Below are 16,530 nucleotides of genomic sequence, written 5' to 3' on the forward strand. Positions count from 1 at the left end.
TTTAAGGAGATAAGTATGAGAGATTATGGTGTTTTTGATATTTTAGGACCAATAATGATTGGACCGTCAAGTTCTCATACGGCAGGTGCCGCAAGACTGGCCAAGGTTGCGGGTATTATAGCCGGAGGAAATATCACAAAAGTAAGTTTTTTGCTGCACGGTTCCTTTGCAAAAACCTATAGGGGTCACGGAACAGATAAGGCATTAGTTGCCGGAGTATTAAATATGGACCCGTGGGATGAAAACTTAAAAGATTCATTTAAGATTGCGGAAGAAAAAGGTATAGAGATAATATTTGCTGAGACAGACTTAGGTGATGTCCATCCAAATACAGTTAAGTTTATTATAACCAAGATGGATGGAAGCATAACTGAAGTAATTGGCTCGTCCATAGGTGGAGGAAACATTACAGTAATTAACATAGATAGTCAGGTTGTGGAATTTACAGGGGAACGACCTACAATACTTACAAGTCATAAGGATTTGCCGGGTGTTATATCAAAGATATCATCAATATTGTATGAAGAAAATATCAACATAGCAAATATGAGGGTTTTCAGAAGTCAAAAAGGAAAAATGCAGACGATGGCTTTAGAAACCGACAGCTTAATTTCCGAAGACTTGATGGATAAAATTAAAAATATAAAAGAAATAGAAAATGTTAAGTTTATAAATCCTCTCATGGAAGGAGGCAACTGATGTTTGTTTCAACCGGTGGTGAATTAATAGATATATGCAGTTTGGAAGATACACCCATATGGGAATATACCATAAGGGAAGAAATGGAGAAGTCCGAATTAACCAGAGTAGATGTCATTGAGAAAATGAGAAAAAATCTTCATGTAATGCTGAGCTCGTCCATGCTTGCTCAGGAAAAGGAAATTAAATCAGTGAGCGGACTTATAGGAGGAGATGCATATAAGCTTCGAAAATATGCGGACAGAGGAAACACGTTGACAGGCAGCTTCATGGTAAGAGCAATGGCAAGTGCATTATCTTCTTCAGAAGTAAATGCAGCAATGGGTAGAATAGTTGCAAGTCCCACAGCCGGTTCATGCGGTATTTTGCCTGCTGTTATTATATCTGCGGCAGAAATGTTAAATAAAAATGAAGATGATATGATCAATGCATTGTTTACCGCTTCGGGAGTCGGAATAATAATAGCAAAAAATGCAACATTAGCAGGTGCCGAAGGAGGTTGTCAGGCAGAATGCGGTTCAGCTGCAGCAATGGGCTCCGCGGCGGTCGTAGAAATGATGGGAGGAACTCCGGCTCAGGCATTAAATGCTGCAGCAATGGTTTTAAAAAACATACTCGGGCTCGTTTGTGATCCTGTTGCAGGCCTAGTGGAGGTTCCCTGTGCTAAGAGAAACTATGCAGGAACAGTCAGTGCCCTTACTACGGCAGATGTAGCCATGGCAGGAGTGGAAAGCAAGATACCCTTTGATGAAGTAGTGTGGGCCATGAGCAAAGTAGGCAGACAGCTTCCGCCTGAATTGAGAGAAACGGCACAAGGCGGAATTGCCGTAACACCTACCGGATTAAAATTAAAAAAAGAAATATTTGGGCAATAGCCTTTAACACAATAAATATATGGAGGGGACAGATGAAAAAGAAAACAATTTTAGATTTGTACAAAATGAAGGAAACGGGAGAAAAGGCAGTCTGGATGACTGCATACGACAGTTGCTTTGCTTCTTATGCCGAAAAGGCAGGAATGGATATGATATTGGTAGGTGATTCAATGGGAATGATAGTATACGGTTATGAAGGAACAATTCCCGTTACCATGGATATGAGCATAAACCACTGTCAGGCAGTAAGAAGAGGAGCACCAAATACATACATAATAGGTGATATGCCTTTCGGATCTTATCACGAAAGCGTGGAGGATGCTGTAAGAAATGCTGTTCGTTTCATGAAAGAAGGAGATGTAGATGCAATTAAGCTTGAAGGAGGAGTTGCCGTAGCAGATAAAATAAAAGCAATTTCACAGGCAGGAATAGTTGTATTCGGTCACGTAGGATTAACGCCTCAAAGTTCGGCTTCAATGGGCGGATTTAAGGCACAGGGCAGGACGACAGACAGCGCACGAAACGTTATAAAGGACGCCATAGCCGTATATGAGGCAGGTGCGCGCGTAGTTTTATTGGAAGGAGTACCCGAAGAGGTATGCAGTTTTGTACATAAGATTCTCCCAATACCTGTTTATGGAATAGGTGCAGGTGCAGATACGGACGGACAGGTGCTGGTTATCGGGGATGCCTTAGGTATGTTTGAAGCATTCACTCCTAAGTTCTCAAAAAAATATGCTGAAATTGCGAAAATAGCGACAGAAGGCTTCACTGAATACATAAAAGAAGTAAGAGAAGGTTCATTTCCCGCTCCTGAGCACAAATATAAAATTTCCGGAGACATAAAGGATTTCGAAAAGCTTTTCAAGGAAATTGAAGACGAATTTAATAAATAATTATTACACGGACCTCATAACGGAGGTCCTTTTATATGTCATCCCGAGCGGAAGCGAAAAAATCCATAAAATGTGTTTTTTTATATTAAAAAAAGCTGTAAAGCATATAAATATATACTTGTTATATTGACAAAACTTCATATTAAATATAAAATTGTTTCATTAGGAAATTCCAAGTTAGGGCTGCTTCAACTTTTGAGGCTGTTCGAGCTGGGTTCTATACGGTGGCATTTGAAAATTTTATACATGGAGAGGTATCGAAGTGGTCATAACGGGGCTGACTCGAAATCCACTCGGTCAGTTGCCTTGATAATGCCGGAAACCCTTGAGTTTCCGTGGGTTTGCGGGATTTTGAAAATTTAGTGTTTTAGCGATTTCTACGGTTTTTCTACACTTTGCCTTGACTTCTACGCGGGGCTTGGTGTATTAAAATAAAATATGGAGGCGTATCGAAGTGGTCATAACGAGCCTGACTCGAAATCAGGTTGTCCTCACGGGCACGTGAGTTCGAATCTCACCGCCTCCGCCAAAAACAAAAGGTAAAAAAGATTTATCGGTCTCAAAGCCAGTAAATCCACGCCTTTCGAGGGCTTTCACTGTGAAAAGTGGAAGCTCTTTTTTCGTAGATTTATTGGGGTAAAAGCTTCACTCTGACGGGGCTTGAACCCGCAAGTAAAAGCATTCAGGAGTGGCGCCCTTTTTCAGGGGACAGCATAATTTAAAAGGGCGCTACCCAAAATCAAATCAAATAGCAAAATTGAACTGCCAAAGGGCGCTGATTTTACGGCTGATTAAAAGCCGGTTGAAGTCAGCGCCCTTTTTGCGTTCACCAATTGCATGGCAAAGTAGCGCCCTTTTTTATTCCCCCTAAAAACAGAAAAGAAAATACTTAAGAGCCGGAGAAACGGGCGTGAAAGCGTCTTCATTCTCCGGCTCTTTTTGCGTTTTCGGAAAGGAGAACCATGCTGGTACGATACAAGAAAAATAAGAAAAATGCCTGTTACGATTCGAACAACCTTATAACAACAGGCAGGATACAGCCGGAGGAACGTCCTCGCGGTCCGTTCAAAAGCTGCGCGGGCTGCCCATATCCCTCCCACGGTTTCATCTGCTACAGCTCGGAGGGCGATTGCCTGAGAAACGATATAAATAAGATCCACCGAAAAAACAGAAAGGAAGAAAGCCGATGTTAGAAATGAAACTGCGAAAGCGTGATGCTCCCTCCTATCGCACGGCGGTCATCACCTTTCCAGCCAATGAGCCGGACTTGCAGAAAGCGATGGATGAAATCGGCGTTGGTATCACAACGGAAAAACTGTGCGTGGTCGATGCTGTCCAGAACGAGGATAAGGGATTGCAGGCTTTGATCGGAACGCTGGTCAATGCCGATGAGGTTCAATATCTCGCCAAGAGAATGGACAGCTTTGATAAAAACGAGCTGCACACCTTTTATGCGGCGGCAGAGCAGGAAAAGCTGACCGAGGTCAAAGACCTTATTAATCTCAGCTTCAACCTTCACTGCTACGCACTGATATCCGACTTCTCGGATATCTCCGCTGTCGGGCAGAGATACGAGCTCTGCCGGAGAACGGCAATCCCCATGGACGAGATGAAGAACACAGATTTTGAGTCTATAGGAAAAATGCTCTTAAGCAGCGGCAAAGGAATAGTTACAACCTATGGCGTTTTGTACCCTACCGGCAACACACCAGAACAGGTATATAACGGTGAGCAATTTCCTGAGTATCACTGGCGCAGTGATGATGCGGCGACAGTTACCCTGGAATCCGGCGATTACCACAGCGGCGTCAAATATGAATACCTCTACCTGCCCTGCTGGGAGGTGGAGATAGAAAAGGCGGTCAATCGCCTGGGACTGAGTTCGCCTGAATCATGTGCCACTCATCTGGACTGCGAAAGCATGAGCGAACAGGTCCATCAAATCTTCACAGAGGACTATCCTCTGTGCAAGCACCTGTACACACTTAACAATCTGGCAAGGAGCTATACAGGTTTTGATGAACAGGCGCGGAATGATTTTCACGCCATTGTTGAGATAGCACAGCCCAAAACACCGGAGGATGTAGTAGTGCTTGCGGATAACTTCTATGAATTCACCGTGGTGCCTGGACTTAAAACGCCTACGGAATATGGCAGATACATGATCATAGACTCCGGCCACTACGATTTTGATGAGAATCTGGAGGAATACATTGATTTCAAGGGATATGGAGAACACCGTATCCAAAGAGAAAACGGTAGCTTCACCGATTATGGCTACATCGCATACCGGGGCTGCACGCCTGCTGTGGAGGAACTGCTCCGCCAAAATGATTCACAGAGCATGGAGATGGGAGGAATGCAGCTATGATTACACTTCATCTGACCCGCGCTGATGATTATGAGGGCGTGTATCTGCCGCTGCCGACCAGTCCCGCGGAGATTGGCGAAGCATGGGCCGCTCTGGACAATATCAGCGATGACGTTGCCTCCACCCGCATTGTCGGGGCGGTCAGCAATGTATGGGGCATCAGCCAGTACCTGAAAAATACCGATGTAAACGGCTCCGGACAATTTGAAAAACTGAACCGAATCGCGGAAATCACCGGTGGCTTGGACCGTGACGAGTGCCGCATATTTGAAGGCGCTCTGAACGCCGAGTCCGTGAGCAGCTTGGATGATGTAATCGCCATCGGAGAACGGCTGGATCACTATCTGCTGATTCCAGAAACAAGTACAGACCGTGAGCTGGGCGTTTACCTTGTGGAAACGGGTGTGATGCCCTTTGACGAGGACGTCCAGCCCTATCTGGACTATACGAAAATCGGCATTGAGTATTATGCCAATCATGGCGGCGCTTACACGGCTGGAGGTTATGTTCTAAGGCGTGACAGCGCGGAGCAGGAATTGCAGGACATTGTCGACGCCCACCAGGACGGGCAGCCACTTGGCGGTATGAAAATGGGAGGTATGTAATTTGGATAAAGTAACATTTTTTGAGCTGGAAATCAGCCGCCCCGGTTTGTTTAGGGCGGGGACATCGGCAACGGGTTCTCTTCCTGCAACCCCATATGAGTTGAGGGATCTGTTAGAGAAAGCCCGTATCACTGATGAAAGACTCATCTACTCTATAGAGATTCTGGACAGTAAGCTGGACTATCTGCCTCAGTTTATCAGTTCAAGTACAAATCTCTATGAGCTGAACCATCTGGCCAAACGTCTGGCATCCCTCAGTCAATGGGAGTTGGATTGCTTTGAGGGTATGGTGATGATGGATGCAATTCAAACCGAGTATGCGCCTATCACAGTGGAACGGCTCATTAACATGACCCACAGCATGAGCGACTGCTAGGTCGTCTACGAAGCACATGACGACAGGACGCTCGGCAAGTTTTATGCCGATAACGACTTTGTGCCGAAGCTCGAAGGTGTGCCGGATGAGGTTTACTCTTGTTTGGATTTTGAAAAAATCGGCAAAGAAATGCGTGAGGGCGAGGGCGGTGTCTTTACTCCCCATGGCTATGTGCTCCAAAATGGAGAGATTGCAAAGACCTATCAGAGCGGTGATGCGATCCCGCTGGAGAATCCCGACTACACCATACTGCTGTCCATCGGCAAGGGCTATTTTAACGATCCTGAATACGACAATGACCTGACCGTGCAGCTTAAGCTTCCCGCCGATGATGCGGTCGTTTCCCAAGCGGTAGAGACTGTGGGGGCGGCCTCCTTGCGGGAATGCACCTTCTATGTGGAGGACTGCCTCGCTCCGAGTCTCGCTGAACTGATAACCGATGAGCTCAATGAATGCGATGGCGGTATCACAGTGGTCGATGCGCTTGCGGAGCTGCTTCACAAGCTCGACCGTGAGGGGCGGCTTCCCGTCTATAAGGCAATGCTGGAGGCAGGGCCCAAAGACCTTACGCTGGACGAAGCGGCGGATCTCGCGGAGCAAGCGGTGGATGTTCAGCTTCTGCGGGAAATTGTCTCTCCGCTGGAATATGCCAGGGCAGAGCTCGCAAAGCACGATATCCCGCTAAAGGGTGTTCTGCTTGCGAACAGGGACCTCCAACACTATGGGCAGAAGTTGATGGAGTCGCACGGTGCGTCCTGCACCGGCTACGGTATCCTCCTCACGCCGGAGGGCATGACCATGGAGCAATGCCTGGCACGCCCTGAACCAAGCCGCGGCATGGAGATGAAATAGCGGAATCTTTGTATTTGGTATAGCTATTCCCTAAAAACTGTGGCATTGTGTTGTGCTTGAAGGAGGTGCATAGAATGGAGCAATGGAAAGAATCCCTGCAGACTGCAATGGACGAGCGCTTTGACGCAGCCTTTGTGGAGCTGGCAAAATCCAACGCAGATGTCAGAGAAGCTGTCAAACAGCAACTGGATGCATCGGTGCTGGTAAAAGATCATCCGAAGTACGACGAGGAACTGAAACAACTGGTGGATTCATACTTTGAAGCCATGCAGCTACTGCTTGGTGAATATCTACAGCATCTATACATTCAGGGTGCCAAGGACTGCGTAACAGTTTTAAGAGAGTTCGGGATCATCAAGTAGCACAGACAATCACGTCTGTGGTTTTTAGACCCAAAATCAAAACAGGGCCGTTTCCCCAACAGGATTCGGCCTTGTTTTTTGTGCCCTTTTTGCCTTCCTTTCCGGGGAAACGACCGGAAAGGAGCAGCCATGAAAAAGGAGCAGCTTGCAGAGCATCTGCACAAATACCATCACGGCGCAGAAAATGCCGTTATAAGCAAAACGCTGGAACTGGTCTTTCGCATTTCAGGCAAGGAACTGCGGGATCTGGTCAATGCCCTGCGCCGTGATGGTATCCTAATCGCCAGCGACCAAAGCGGATATTTTTATGCAAAGACAGAAGCAGAAGTCCGCCTGACCATCCGGCACATGAGAAACCGCATCAGTGGAATCAGTGCAGCCATCACAGGGCTCAGGCGCTCCCTCGCCGCATTTGACGATACGCAGATGCGCCTGCCGCTGGAGGGAGGTGATGACTCCTGAACAGCTTTATGTCCTGGATCGGCGGCAAGAAATCCCTGCGTGAGCTGATCGTCACACTTTTTCCCCTCTATTATGAGCGGTACATCGAGGTGTTCGGTGGGGGCGGCTGGGTGCTTTTTCATAAGGCGCCCGGCAATGACTTTGAGGTCTACAACGACTTCAACAGCCTGCTGGTCAATCTGTACCGCTGTGTGCGGGAAAAGCCCTATGAGCTGATGGAAGCACTGCAATATGTCCTCAACTCCCGTGAGGATTTTGAGTTTGTAAAAAATGCTCTCGCCCGTGACAGCCCTGCTTCCGATGTGCAAAAAGCGGCGTGGTTTTACCAGCTCATCCGGTACAGCTATGCTTCAGGGCTTACCAGTTACGGCAGTCAGGCCCATGATATTCGCGCCAATTTCCCGGTCATTGAACAGGCCCATCGGCGGCTGGCCAAGGTAGTTATTGAAAATAAGGATTTTGAAAAGCTGATCGGGCAGTACGACCGTCCCGTCAGTTTTTTCTACTGCGATCCGCCGTACTTTGAAACCGAAAGCTACTACAAGAATGTGGGCGAGGACGGATTTACAGAAAAAGACCACATCCGCCTGCGGGACGCGCTGCTGCGGATTGAGGGTAAATTTCTGCTGTCCTATAACGACTGCGGGTTTATCCGCAATCTCTATGATGCACCGGGTATCCAGATGGAAGCCTTTACCCGCATCAACAACATCAAGCAGCGGTATGACAATGGGGCGCAATTCCCTGAAATCCTCATTGCCAATTACGATCTGCATGAACGCGAGAAGAATACCCCATCACAGCTCAACCTGTTTGACGTAGTAGATCTTAACATTTAAAGCCTGCAAATAAGAAGTCAATAGGGGAATGAAGAAAGTTTGTAAAGTGGAATTGGGCAAGAGAAACAGACCACCGCCAAAGCGCCGACCTGAAGTATGGTAGAAAGGGTTTAGCGAGAGAGCCCGGTGGAGCCCATATCCACAGGTTCATTGAGGGTGTTCATGATTTCCTTCACCCTGCCGTAGTAAATGCGCAGGAACTTGTTACATGCGGCGGTCATGTAGACATGATAGGGCTTGCCCTCAGCTCGTTTTTTATCCAGGAACTGAAACACAGGGTCATCCGACGGAGCTTTTTGGAGCAGTATGGTCATGAGCACAAAGAGCGTCTTCCGCAACTCCGGAGAACCCCGCTTTGAAGAGCGTGTGCTTTTCGCTTCATAGGTTCCGGACTGGTTGGCTCCCGGATCCACCCCTGCAAACGCCGTCAGAGAGCCTTTTTGAGCAAAGCGGCGTACGTCGCCAATCTCGGCCATGAGCTGAGGGCCAAGAGAAGGGCCTGTACCGTATAGCGACATCACAACATCGTACTCAGGCAACTGCCGAGCCAGCCGGTTCATCTCCTTCCGAAACACCTCGACTGTTTTTGAGACGGCATTGAGCTGTGTAATTGCTTCCTGCACCATCATCTTCGACAGAGCGTTTTTAGGCAGCATGGCAATCAGGTCTTTCGATTCCGCATGAATCCGGGCAGCCTTGCCGGCGTTGAAATTGTATCCGTGCCGCCTGCACCACTTGCGGTAATGCTCCACGAAAGCGGTCTGTCGCATGCCCCGCACGCAGTCCACATGCCAAAAGGACGCGGTAAAATCCACCCACTTCTGGCTTCCATCCGCGCGGGTGGGACTTTCAAAGAGGGCGTTTACACCGGGATAGGTCTGGTCAAGCAGGGCAATGAGATTATTCTTCATCGCCGTCTTGTTCTTGGTGTACAGACTGTATTGCCGGTTCATGCTTTTCAGTTGGTAACGAATCGTATCCATAGGAGTATGTTGGCGCAATTCAGCCCAGTTGTCAAGACCGTACCGGGCAATCTTGAGAGCATCCGCTCTATCGGTTTTCACCTTACGCAGAGAATTGTTTCCGTATTCCTTAATGAGCAGCGGATTTACCGCACTGACAAAAATTCCGGCATCGTGGAGCAGCTGGGCCACCGGCTCATAGTACCGCCCGGTGTGCTCCAGCACCACCCGCGTTTCACCCTCCAGACTTTTCAGGTGCTTTGCCAACTCACTGAGTTCACTGGAGGTGTGACGCACCTCGTAGGGCTTCGCCACCAATTCTCCGAAGGGACGGATAACCGACACCATGCTTTTCCCTTTGGAAACATCAATTCCAACTGCGTTCATAACCCACGCTCCTATCACAGATATACAATTGGCGAACCATCCTTTTCTCACTGCCGATTCTATCTGTTTGATGACACGAACGCACCGGGCGGCGGCTCTACCTGCACAAATCGAACGCTGCGAATAAGAGGATGGCTGACTGACTTTAAACCGGACGCGAAGTCCTTGGAGAAAACCGCCAGGCCATTGTCCTCTCATTCTAACAGCTTAGGCAACAAGATGGATAAAGACATGGCTGGTGGCCATGTCCTCAACCAAATATATAGTAACAGGAGGAAACAGACCATGAAAAACAATCAGAAGAAAAATGGGCAGACCCTGCAAATTTCCACGGAGATTCAGCAGAGCTGCGGCTTTGCCGATGCGGAGGCTCTTTCGGTGCTGGCCGCCGAGGGAGTATGCGTCATCCACAAGGGTGAGCTGACCGCTCTGGAACTCTCTCATGTCATTGCCACCCTCAGTGAGATGGCAAGCGATATGACGATCCATCTCGCCAAAGCCTGCGGGTTCTGCGACAACTGCGGCGATGATGAAAGCGAACACTGCGAGAGCTGCGGCGGCGATGCGGTCTGCGCCATGCTGAATGGCTGCAAGGACGGCCCCTCCGAGTGGGTGGCGAACTGCTCCCTCTGTCATGACCTGCTGGATGAAAGCCAGATTGTCAGCCTTCCCGACTATCTGCTGGAGGAAGCGGGCATCCCCGCGGGCGCCAAGCTGGAAGCCTATGTGGATGAGGACAGCGGAGAAATTACGGTTGTGATGGCCGACGTCCAGCAGGACATCAGCGATGTGTCGCCCGGTATTCTTTCGGTGCTGGCACAGAGCGGAGTCTGCCTCGCTGAGTTGGATGAACGCATTATGCTGGGGGAAATCGTCTATGGCAGATAAAGAATTCCTCTCTGTTTACCCCTACTCCTTCCACGAAGCGAAGCGGCTGAACGAGCTTGCGTGCTGGAAGGAAAGTCACAAGGAAAATGTGGCCTGCAAGAAAGCCATTGAAGAAGCCATCCGCAACGGCTTTGACGGCATGTATCTCGACAAAGACTGTGCCGGGAGGGTGATTGCCGAGTTCGGTTACCACCGGGTGGCGTATGTCCTCGCCAATTCCCTACAGCAAAAGGACTATGATGGGCGGTTTTCCCGCGGCAATCACGATTGGGCGAAGCAGACCTACATCCCGCCCGACAAGGATGCCTACAGTGACCGCAATACCTACTTCACCGTGGACAGCCACCCCGCGGTGCTGGACGGCTTTGTCAATCAGTACCGCAGGGTATATCAGAGCCTTGGGCTGTTTGATTACACCCACTGCCTGCCTGATACCGAAAAGCAGGACTTTGAGGGCAAGGTGGTTGTCCTCTCGCCTAAAACGCTGAAGGAAAGCTGCCTGACGGCGCGGGATCAGCTCTGGCTGTGTACCGGGGGCTTCGGCAGCCACGCCGGGTCGAGGGGGCAGGCGGTCTTTGCCACTTGCCTTGCCGACGGTGAGCGAACCCGCTGGAATCGCAGCGATATTGTCGGCGTGCTGGCCGACAGCCATCTGCCCGATTGGGCGCAAGAGAAGCTCCAAGAGCTGCAGGGGCCGGAGCAGGAACCGACCGGTATGGGAGGGATGGAAATGAAGTGACGGAGGTGAGTATATGCCTGGAATCTTATTAAAAAACGGCCTCATTTCCTATTACGGAAACCCGGCGGGATACACAGAAAATGAAAAGGCCGTGGTGGACAGTATCTTCCGAAACGATGAGCTGTCCGGCTGGCTTAAAAGTCGCTCCCTAACGCCGCAGTGGACAGACGGCGTGATGGAGCGGCTCCTCGCCGGGGAACGGCTGGGCGGCATGGGAGCCGCCTCCCAGCTGAAGAATGTCCGTATCTGGCAGCTCAAGCCGGATGTGGATATTCTCATGAAATTTATATCCTACGAAGAAATGGTGCGGCAGTTCGGAGAACCTACCCCGGAAAACTACCGTGTCGCCTATGACGGCCAGCTTGATACCAACGACCTTGAAGCTATCTATGCAAGGTGCAATATGAATCATCCGCCGGGATATAACGGACACTCTTTGTTCATGTCCGATGTGGTGGAGCTTTACGACGCGCAAGGCAGCGAGTACCACTACTGCGACCGCTTCGGATTCCAGAAAATCAACTTTGAGTCACCTGATCAGACCCAAACCATGGGCATGAGTATGTAGGCAGCCTTGGGCTGCTTTTTCTTATGCCCTCCATCAACAGAAACGGAGGAAAACAATATGGTTCATGTTATCCAAAAGGTAAAAGCGGCGGTTTCCCGCAAGCTCACGGCAGTAAAGGATACCGCCGCCAGTCTCGCATTCAGCAGCAGGCACATCCTCTCAGCCAATGCCGGTGAGGGCTACATTGACACAGCCATCAAAATCCTGCTGGCTGTTGTTCTTGGCGCCCTGCTCCTTGCGGGACTCTATGCCCTGTTTGGGGAAACTGTGCTGCCGACCCTGGTCGAGCGCATCAAGGAGATGTTCAACTACGCCGGTTAAAGATGCCGGAGATTTTAAGAAGGAGGAAAAATCATGCCTAAGAATACAACACCGGCCGTTCCCAAGTACGATGTGAAAATCCACTCCATCCGCCCGGAGGGAAGCTGCAAGGCCACCGCCTCGGTCAACGTCCACGGCGATTTTGCCGTGCGGGGTATCAAGATCATGGAGGGCTCCAAGGGGCTGTTCGTTTCCATGCCCAGCTATAAGGCCGGAAACGGCGAGTACAAGGATATCTGCTTCCCTTGTACGAAGGAGGCCAAAGCGGAATTCGACAAGGCGGTCATCGGCGCCTACCAGCAGGTGCTCACCCAAGGGCAGGCTGCCGCACAGAAACAGGAATCTCCCGAACCCCGGCAGGAGCAAAGCCAGCCTGCCATGGGCGGGATGTAGGAGGTAGCTGATGAACGAAAAAATGAAAAGACCACTCGGAATCATCCTCGTAGTCTGCTTGGTGGTTTCTTTGCTTGCAGGCAGCGTCTATGCGGTGAGCCGATATTTTGAGGATGCCAAAGGTCATTGGGCGGAGGAAGCCATTCAAATTCTTACGGACAAGGGGGTCATCAGCGGTTATCCCGATGGTCTGGTACACCCCGATGCGATCATCACCAGGGGCGAGTTTGCAGCCTTGGTTGCCAGGACCATGGAGCTGCCGGAGCCGAGTGAAAGTGAAGTCACCATTCACTTCACCGATATTGCCGGTCACTGGTCGGAGCAGTATGTGGAGGCGCTCATCATTGCGGGAGTTATCCAAAAGGGCGATTTCGGCACGAAGTATCTGCCGGACGAACCCATCACCCGCATGGAGATGATCCGTATGCTGGTGAGAGCCATCGGCAAAGGCGACCATGATGAATCCTGCCCCTGCTTTACAGGCTTTTCAGATGACGGCGGGCTCCGTGATGAGGATAAAGCCTGTGTCTGCACCGGGAAAAAGTACGGCATTGTGGATGGTTACCCGGACGGTACGGTAAAGCCGGACGGAAAAGCCACCCGCGCAGAAGCCTTTGAGATGCTAGTGGATGCGGATAAGGCAAAGGAGCAGATCAAGAAAGAAGAACCACCCAAGCCGGAGGATAAGCCATCCGGTTCCGGCAGCAACAGCGGCGGATCTTCCTATGTCCCCGCTCCGCAGTTCAGTTTTACGCTGCCCAAAACCGCATATACTGTCGATGAAATTGAGATCAAGCCGGAAAGCCGCTATGTGAGCGGCGTGACATGGTCAGCTCTCAGAAACGGACTTCCAGCCGAGCTTTCTGAGCTGGCAGACGGTGCGCTGACCGCAAACGGCAGTAAGGTGAAATTCACGCAGACAGGCAGCATCACCCTCATTGCCACAGCAAAAAACAGCCGGGGCGCCACGGTGACCCATGAGCAGACGATCAGCATCTACCCGGTGGTGACGGCTGACTTCATTCTGCCGGAAACCGCCCATACCGACACGGCCGTAGCGGTGGAGCTTTCCACGGAAAACCTTGGCATCAATTCGGTGGTATGGTCCCTTCACAAAGACGGGGTTGCAGCCGATATAGGGCAAGCCCTCACCGGAGAGCTGGATTCCACGGGCGGTACGGTGCTGTTCAATGCAAAAGGTAGCTACACGCTGACCGCTTCCATCACAGACGAGCTGGGCAAAGCCATTATTGCCGAAAGGAGTATCACCATCTATCCTGTGGCGGAGGTGACGCTCGCCCTGCCAACAGTTTCCCATACCGATAAAACCATCACCCTACAGACAGAAACGAAAGAAACGGACGGTCTCACGCTGGCCTACACCCTGACCCGAAACGGCGAACCCACCGAAATCGGAACATTTATCGAAGGAAACCCCTCCCATGGCAGCATTCGTTTCAAGGAAAAAGGTGTGTATGCGCTGACTGCCTCTGTTACTGATGCAACCGGCAGAGTGTTTGCCGGTACCGCGGACATCACCGTCTATCCGGTGGGCTCCGCAGGATTTTATCTGCCCGAAATCTTCCACACCGATAAAACCGTGATGGTAGAAGCGGTGTTCGGGGAGATCGGAAGCCATACTGCCAGGTGGTCACTGCTGCGTGACGGCAAAGAGCTATCCCTCACCGATGCGGCAGAGGGTACGCCGGGCAACAGCGGCGGCGAGCTGAAGTTCCACTCCAAGGGCAGCTATGTCCTGAAAGCGGAGTTCACCGATGATGGCGGCAGAAGCTACCGCTATGAGCAGGGCTTCAAGGTTTATCCTGTGCCTGCCGTAAGCTATGGCCTGCCAAAGCACGCCCATACCGACACCGACATCGCGGTCCAAACTGCAGCTGCCGATCTGGACGGTCTCACCATCGAATGGCTGGTGGATAACACCTATGGTTTTCAGGATTGGCCGACCTATGTCAACGGCCAGCTCACAAACGACGGCGGCACCGTCCGATTCAAGAGAGCCGGTATCTATGAGCTGGTGGCGAGAATCACCGATGAAACGGGCCGGGTCTTTTTATACGAAAGCGGTGACAGGTGCGAGGTGCTTCCCGTGCTGACCATCGGCTTTGAGCTTCCCGCCTTTGCCTACACCGATACCGCCATTGACCTCAGAACCCATGGCAACAACAATGTCCTGCCGGTGGAGTGGTCTGTCAGCAAGGACGGCGGGAGCATTCCGCTCTCCGAGGCGTTTGGCGGAAGCCTCACACCCCAGGGCGGCAAAATCACCTTCCGAGACGATGGCGAATATATCCTCACCGCAGCCATGACCGATTACCTGAATCGCAGCTACTCCCACAGCGAAAATATCCGCATCCTGCCGGTGGTGCAGTACACATTTACCATGCCGCAGACCGTTCACTATGGTGCGCAGCTTGATGTTGCCGCAAAGGATGTTCAGCACATCGGCAACTATGCCGTAGTCTGGACACTGCAAAAGGACGGCAATACCGCACCCTATCAGGGAGCCCTTGGCAATGACGGCGGCAGAATCGCCATCCGCGACACCGGTGAATTTACCCTGACCGCTTCTGTTACCGACAGCGCAGGGCGTATAACCTCCTATTCGGAGAGCATCACGATAACCAACACGGCGCCGAATGCCCCTGTGGTAACGGCGGTTCCCACCCGTACAGCAAAGGATGGCAAGTTCCTTGTCAACATCACCGCCAGTGCTGACGATCCCGATGGGGATGCGGTGACCTTGGAGTATGAGGATACTGCGGCTGACAGCTACTATGCGCCGGGTACCCACACCATTCGTGTCCGTGCCAAGGATATCGCCGGAGCGTATTCACCGTGGACCGAGAAAGTCTTCACCGTGACCAATGCCGCCCCCGCCGTTACCCTGGCGGCCGAACCGACCCGCACCGTCAAGGACGGCAAATTCCTTGTAAACATCACCGCCCAGGCGTCCGATGCGGACGGCGACGCAACCGCGCTGGAATGGGAAAATAAGGCAGCTGACAACTACTATGCCCCAGGGACCCACACCGTCCGTGTCCGTGCAAAAGACATTGCCGGAGCTTATTCTCCCTGGGCAGAAAAGACCTTTACCATCACCAGCTCCGCACCAACTGTAACCCTGACCGCAACCCCCACCCGTACAGCGAATAACGGCAAGTTCCTTGTCAACATCAGCGCCGCAGCATCCGATGCGGACGGCGATGCAACCACGCTGGAATGGGAAAACAAGGCGGCTGACAACTACTATGCCGTTGGCACCCATACCATCCGTGTCCGTGCCAAGGATGCAACCGGGCTGTATTCGGAGTGGGTATCGAGGACATTTACAATTACAAACTCCGCCCCGACTGCGCCGGTCATTACCAGAACACCAAGCGGCAACAGCGTACCGCCGGGAACGCCGGTCACCATCAAGGCCACCACCTCCGATCCCGATGGCGATTCTGTCACCCTCGTTTGGGAAGGCAGAAATGCCGAAACGCAGACCTACCCGCTGGGCAGGAATGTGGTGCGTGTCAAAGCGGTGGATTCTGCAGGAGCTGAATCTCCCTGGTCTGCCATCGTGTTCTTTGTGGCTGACTCAAACGGCAGCGGCGGCATGACCCTCACCGGCCCCGATTCAGTAATTCTGGAAAACGGCCTTGAAGGTGCCACCATCACGGAGTATACCTTCACCGTACCGCCGGTCAGCGGTCACAGCGGCTCTGACTTCGGCAGAGTACGCGGATATAACAGGCTGACCGGCCAGTGGGATCAGCTTGACTATGGTACGACCTCAAACGGCATCACCTTCACCCACACCCTTGGTGCAGGTGTGTATACCAAGCTGGAGTTTTACTATTATACGAATCATAACTGTATGTACAACAAGAGCAATATCACCTACTCGGTGACCTACCACTTTGAATAAG

General features: G+C 51.2%; 18 protein-coding genes and 1 tRNA gene. 18 read left to right on the plus strand and 1 reads right to left on the minus strand.

The window, feature by feature from the left end; translation table 11 throughout:
* Positions 1–15: 15 nt before the first annotated feature.
* From sdaAB to HZF24_RS02910, 12 genes are all read left to right on the plus strand, one after another.
* The gene (gene sdaAB, locus HZF24_RS02860; protein ID WP_179236774.1) at positions 16–699 is read left to right on the plus strand and encodes an L-serine ammonia-lyase, iron-sulfur-dependent subunit beta; all 684 of its coding nucleotides are present in this window, start codon (positions 16–18) and stop codon (positions 697–699) included.
* On the plus strand, positions 699–1,574 hold the full coding sequence (gene sdaAA / locus HZF24_RS02865) for an L-serine ammonia-lyase, iron-sulfur-dependent, subunit alpha (protein ID WP_179236775.1): 876 nt from the start codon (positions 699–701) through the stop codon (positions 1,572–1,574). The genes sdaAB and sdaAA overlap by 1 nt, the downstream gene beginning before the upstream one ends.
* Positions 1,575–1,606: 32 nt before the next feature.
* On the plus strand, positions 1,607–2,470 hold the full coding sequence (panB, locus tag HZF24_RS02870) for a 3-methyl-2-oxobutanoate hydroxymethyltransferase (protein ID WP_179236776.1): 864 nt from the start codon (positions 1,607–1,609) through the stop codon (positions 2,468–2,470).
* 440 nt (positions 2,471–2,910) lie between these two features.
* Positions 2,911–2,999: transfer RNA gene (locus HZF24_RS02875), tRNA-Ser, on the plus strand.
* A gap of 433 nt (positions 3,000–3,432) precedes the next feature.
* On the plus strand, positions 3,433–3,663 hold the full coding sequence (locus HZF24_RS02880) for a hypothetical protein (RefSeq protein ID WP_179236777.1): 231 nt from the start codon (positions 3,433–3,435) through the stop codon (positions 3,661–3,663).
* Positions 3,657–4,841: an antirestriction protein ArdA gene (locus tag HZF24_RS02885; RefSeq protein WP_179236778.1), complete on the plus strand. Its 1,185-nt coding sequence runs from the start codon at positions 3,657–3,659 to the stop codon at positions 4,839–4,841. Before HZF24_RS02880 ends, HZF24_RS02885 begins: the two co-directional genes overlap by 7 nt.
* Positions 4,838–5,446 (plus strand): hypothetical protein, encoded by a 609-nt coding sequence (locus tag HZF24_RS02890; RefSeq protein WP_179236779.1) that lies wholly within the window; start codon positions 4,838–4,840, stop codon positions 5,444–5,446. Before HZF24_RS02885 ends, HZF24_RS02890 begins: the two co-directional genes overlap by 4 nt.
* Position 5,447: 1 nt before the next feature.
* Positions 5,448–5,822 (plus strand): hypothetical protein, encoded by a 375-nt coding sequence (locus tag HZF24_RS18885; RefSeq protein WP_246345935.1) that lies wholly within the window; start codon positions 5,448–5,450, stop codon positions 5,820–5,822.
* 102 nt (positions 5,823–5,924) lie between these two features.
* A complete protein-coding gene (locus HZF24_RS18890; protein ID WP_246345936.1) occupies positions 5,925–6,674 on the plus strand; it encodes a hypothetical protein in 750 nt (249 codons plus the stop codon).
* Between the two features lie 74 nt (positions 6,675–6,748).
* Complete coding sequence (locus HZF24_RS02900; protein WP_179236780.1) at positions 6,749–7,036, plus strand: hypothetical protein; 288 nt, start codon at positions 6,749–6,751, stop codon at positions 7,034–7,036.
* Between the two features lie 129 nt (positions 7,037–7,165).
* A complete protein-coding gene (locus tag HZF24_RS02905) occupies positions 7,166–7,498 on the plus strand; it encodes a hypothetical protein (RefSeq protein ID WP_179236781.1) in 333 nt (110 codons plus the stop codon).
* Between the two features lie 8 nt (positions 7,499–7,506).
* On the plus strand, positions 7,507–8,337 hold the full coding sequence (locus HZF24_RS02910; RefSeq protein WP_179236782.1) for a DNA adenine methylase: 831 nt from the start codon (positions 7,507–7,509) through the stop codon (positions 8,335–8,337).
* A 110-nt stretch (positions 8,338–8,447) separates the two neighbouring features.
* Here HZF24_RS02910 and HZF24_RS02915 read toward each other — a convergent pair whose 3' ends face one another.
* Positions 8,448–9,686, minus strand: a complete 1,239-nt coding sequence (locus tag HZF24_RS02915) for an IS110 family RNA-guided transposase (RefSeq protein WP_179236783.1) — start codon at positions 9,684–9,686, stop codon at positions 8,448–8,450.
* Positions 9,687–9,971: 285 nt separating this feature from the next.
* On the opposite strand from HZF24_RS02915, the gene HZF24_RS02920 reads away from it, so the two are divergent.
* The 6 genes from HZF24_RS02920 to HZF24_RS02945 are packed head-to-tail and all read left to right on the plus strand — an operon-like array spanning position 9,972 to position 16,529.
* Positions 9,972–10,574 carry a hypothetical protein gene (locus HZF24_RS02920; RefSeq protein WP_179236784.1) on the plus strand — a complete coding sequence of 201 codons (603 nt, stop codon included), beginning with the start codon at positions 9,972–9,974 and terminating at the stop codon, positions 10,572–10,574.
* A complete protein-coding gene (locus HZF24_RS02925) occupies positions 10,564–11,313 on the plus strand; it encodes a DUF3849 domain-containing protein (protein WP_179236785.1) in 750 nt (249 codons plus the stop codon). Before HZF24_RS02920 ends, HZF24_RS02925 begins: the two co-directional genes overlap by 11 nt.
* Before the next feature lie 13 nt (positions 11,314–11,326).
* Positions 11,327–11,881 carry a YodL domain-containing protein gene (locus HZF24_RS02930; protein ID WP_179236786.1) on the plus strand — a complete coding sequence of 185 codons (555 nt, stop codon included), beginning with the start codon at positions 11,327–11,329 and terminating at the stop codon, positions 11,879–11,881.
* 57 nt (positions 11,882–11,938) lie between these two features.
* Positions 11,939–12,202: a DUF6133 family protein gene (locus HZF24_RS02935; RefSeq protein WP_179236787.1), complete on the plus strand. Its 264-nt coding sequence runs from the start codon at positions 11,939–11,941 to the stop codon at positions 12,200–12,202.
* A 33-nt stretch (positions 12,203–12,235) separates the two neighbouring features.
* The gene (locus tag HZF24_RS02940) at positions 12,236–12,595 is read left to right on the plus strand and encodes a SpoVG family protein (protein ID WP_179236788.1); all 360 of its coding nucleotides are present in this window, start codon (positions 12,236–12,238) and stop codon (positions 12,593–12,595) included.
* 10 nt (positions 12,596–12,605) lie between these two features.
* Positions 12,606–16,529, plus strand: coding sequence for an S-layer homology domain-containing protein (locus HZF24_RS02945; RefSeq protein ID WP_179236789.1), 3,924 nt, complete (start codon positions 12,606–12,608; stop codon positions 16,527–16,529).
* Position 16,530 lies beyond the last annotated feature (1 nt).

The organism is Sedimentibacter hydroxybenzoicus DSM 7310 (assembly GCF_013403245.1).
Taxonomy (GTDB): Bacteria; Bacillota; Clostridia; order Tissierellales; family Sedimentibacteraceae; genus Sedimentibacter; species Sedimentibacter hydroxybenzoicus.

Coding starts and splice junctions, on each gene's coding strand:
- HZF24_RS02910 (WP_179236782.1), top strand. CDS start 7,507: ATGTCCTGGATCGGCGGCAAGAAATCCCTGCGTGAGCTGATCGTCACA.
- HZF24_RS02925 (WP_179236785.1), top strand. CDS start 10,564: ATGGCAGATAAAGAATTCCTCTCTGTTTACCCCTACTCCTTCCACGAA.
- HZF24_RS02885 (WP_179236778.1), top strand. CDS start 3,657: ATGTTAGAAATGAAACTGCGAAAGCGTGATGCTCCCTCCTATCGCACG.
- HZF24_RS02935 (WP_179236787.1), top strand. CDS start 11,939: ATGGTTCATGTTATCCAAAAGGTAAAAGCGGCGGTTTCCCGCAAGCTC.
- sdaAA (WP_179236775.1), top strand. CDS start 699: ATGTTTGTTTCAACCGGTGGTGAATTAATAGATATATGCAGTTTGGAA.
- panB (WP_179236776.1), top strand. CDS start 1,607: ATGAAAAAGAAAACAATTTTAGATTTGTACAAAATGAAGGAAACGGGA.
- HZF24_RS02905 (WP_179236781.1), top strand. CDS start 7,166: ATGAAAAAGGAGCAGCTTGCAGAGCATCTGCACAAATACCATCACGGC.
- HZF24_RS02945 (WP_179236789.1), top strand. CDS start 12,606: ATGAACGAAAAAATGAAAAGACCACTCGGAATCATCCTCGTAGTCTGC.
- HZF24_RS02890 (WP_179236779.1), top strand. CDS start 4,838: ATGATTACACTTCATCTGACCCGCGCTGATGATTATGAGGGCGTGTAT.
- HZF24_RS02940 (WP_179236788.1), top strand. CDS start 12,236: ATGCCTAAGAATACAACACCGGCCGTTCCCAAGTACGATGTGAAAATC.
- HZF24_RS02920 (WP_179236784.1), top strand. CDS start 9,972: ATGAAAAACAATCAGAAGAAAAATGGGCAGACCCTGCAAATTTCCACG.
- HZF24_RS02930 (WP_179236786.1), top strand. CDS start 11,327: ATGCCTGGAATCTTATTAAAAAACGGCCTCATTTCCTATTACGGAAAC.
- HZF24_RS02900 (WP_179236780.1), top strand. CDS start 6,749: ATGGAGCAATGGAAAGAATCCCTGCAGACTGCAATGGACGAGCGCTTT.
- HZF24_RS02880 (WP_179236777.1), top strand. CDS start 3,433: ATGCTGGTACGATACAAGAAAAATAAGAAAAATGCCTGTTACGATTCG.
- sdaAB (WP_179236774.1), top strand. CDS start 16: ATGAGAGATTATGGTGTTTTTGATATTTTAGGACCAATAATGATTGGA.
- HZF24_RS02915 (WP_179236783.1), bottom strand. CDS start 9,686: ATGAACGCAGTTGGAATTGATGTTTCCAAAGGGAAAAGCATGGTGTCG.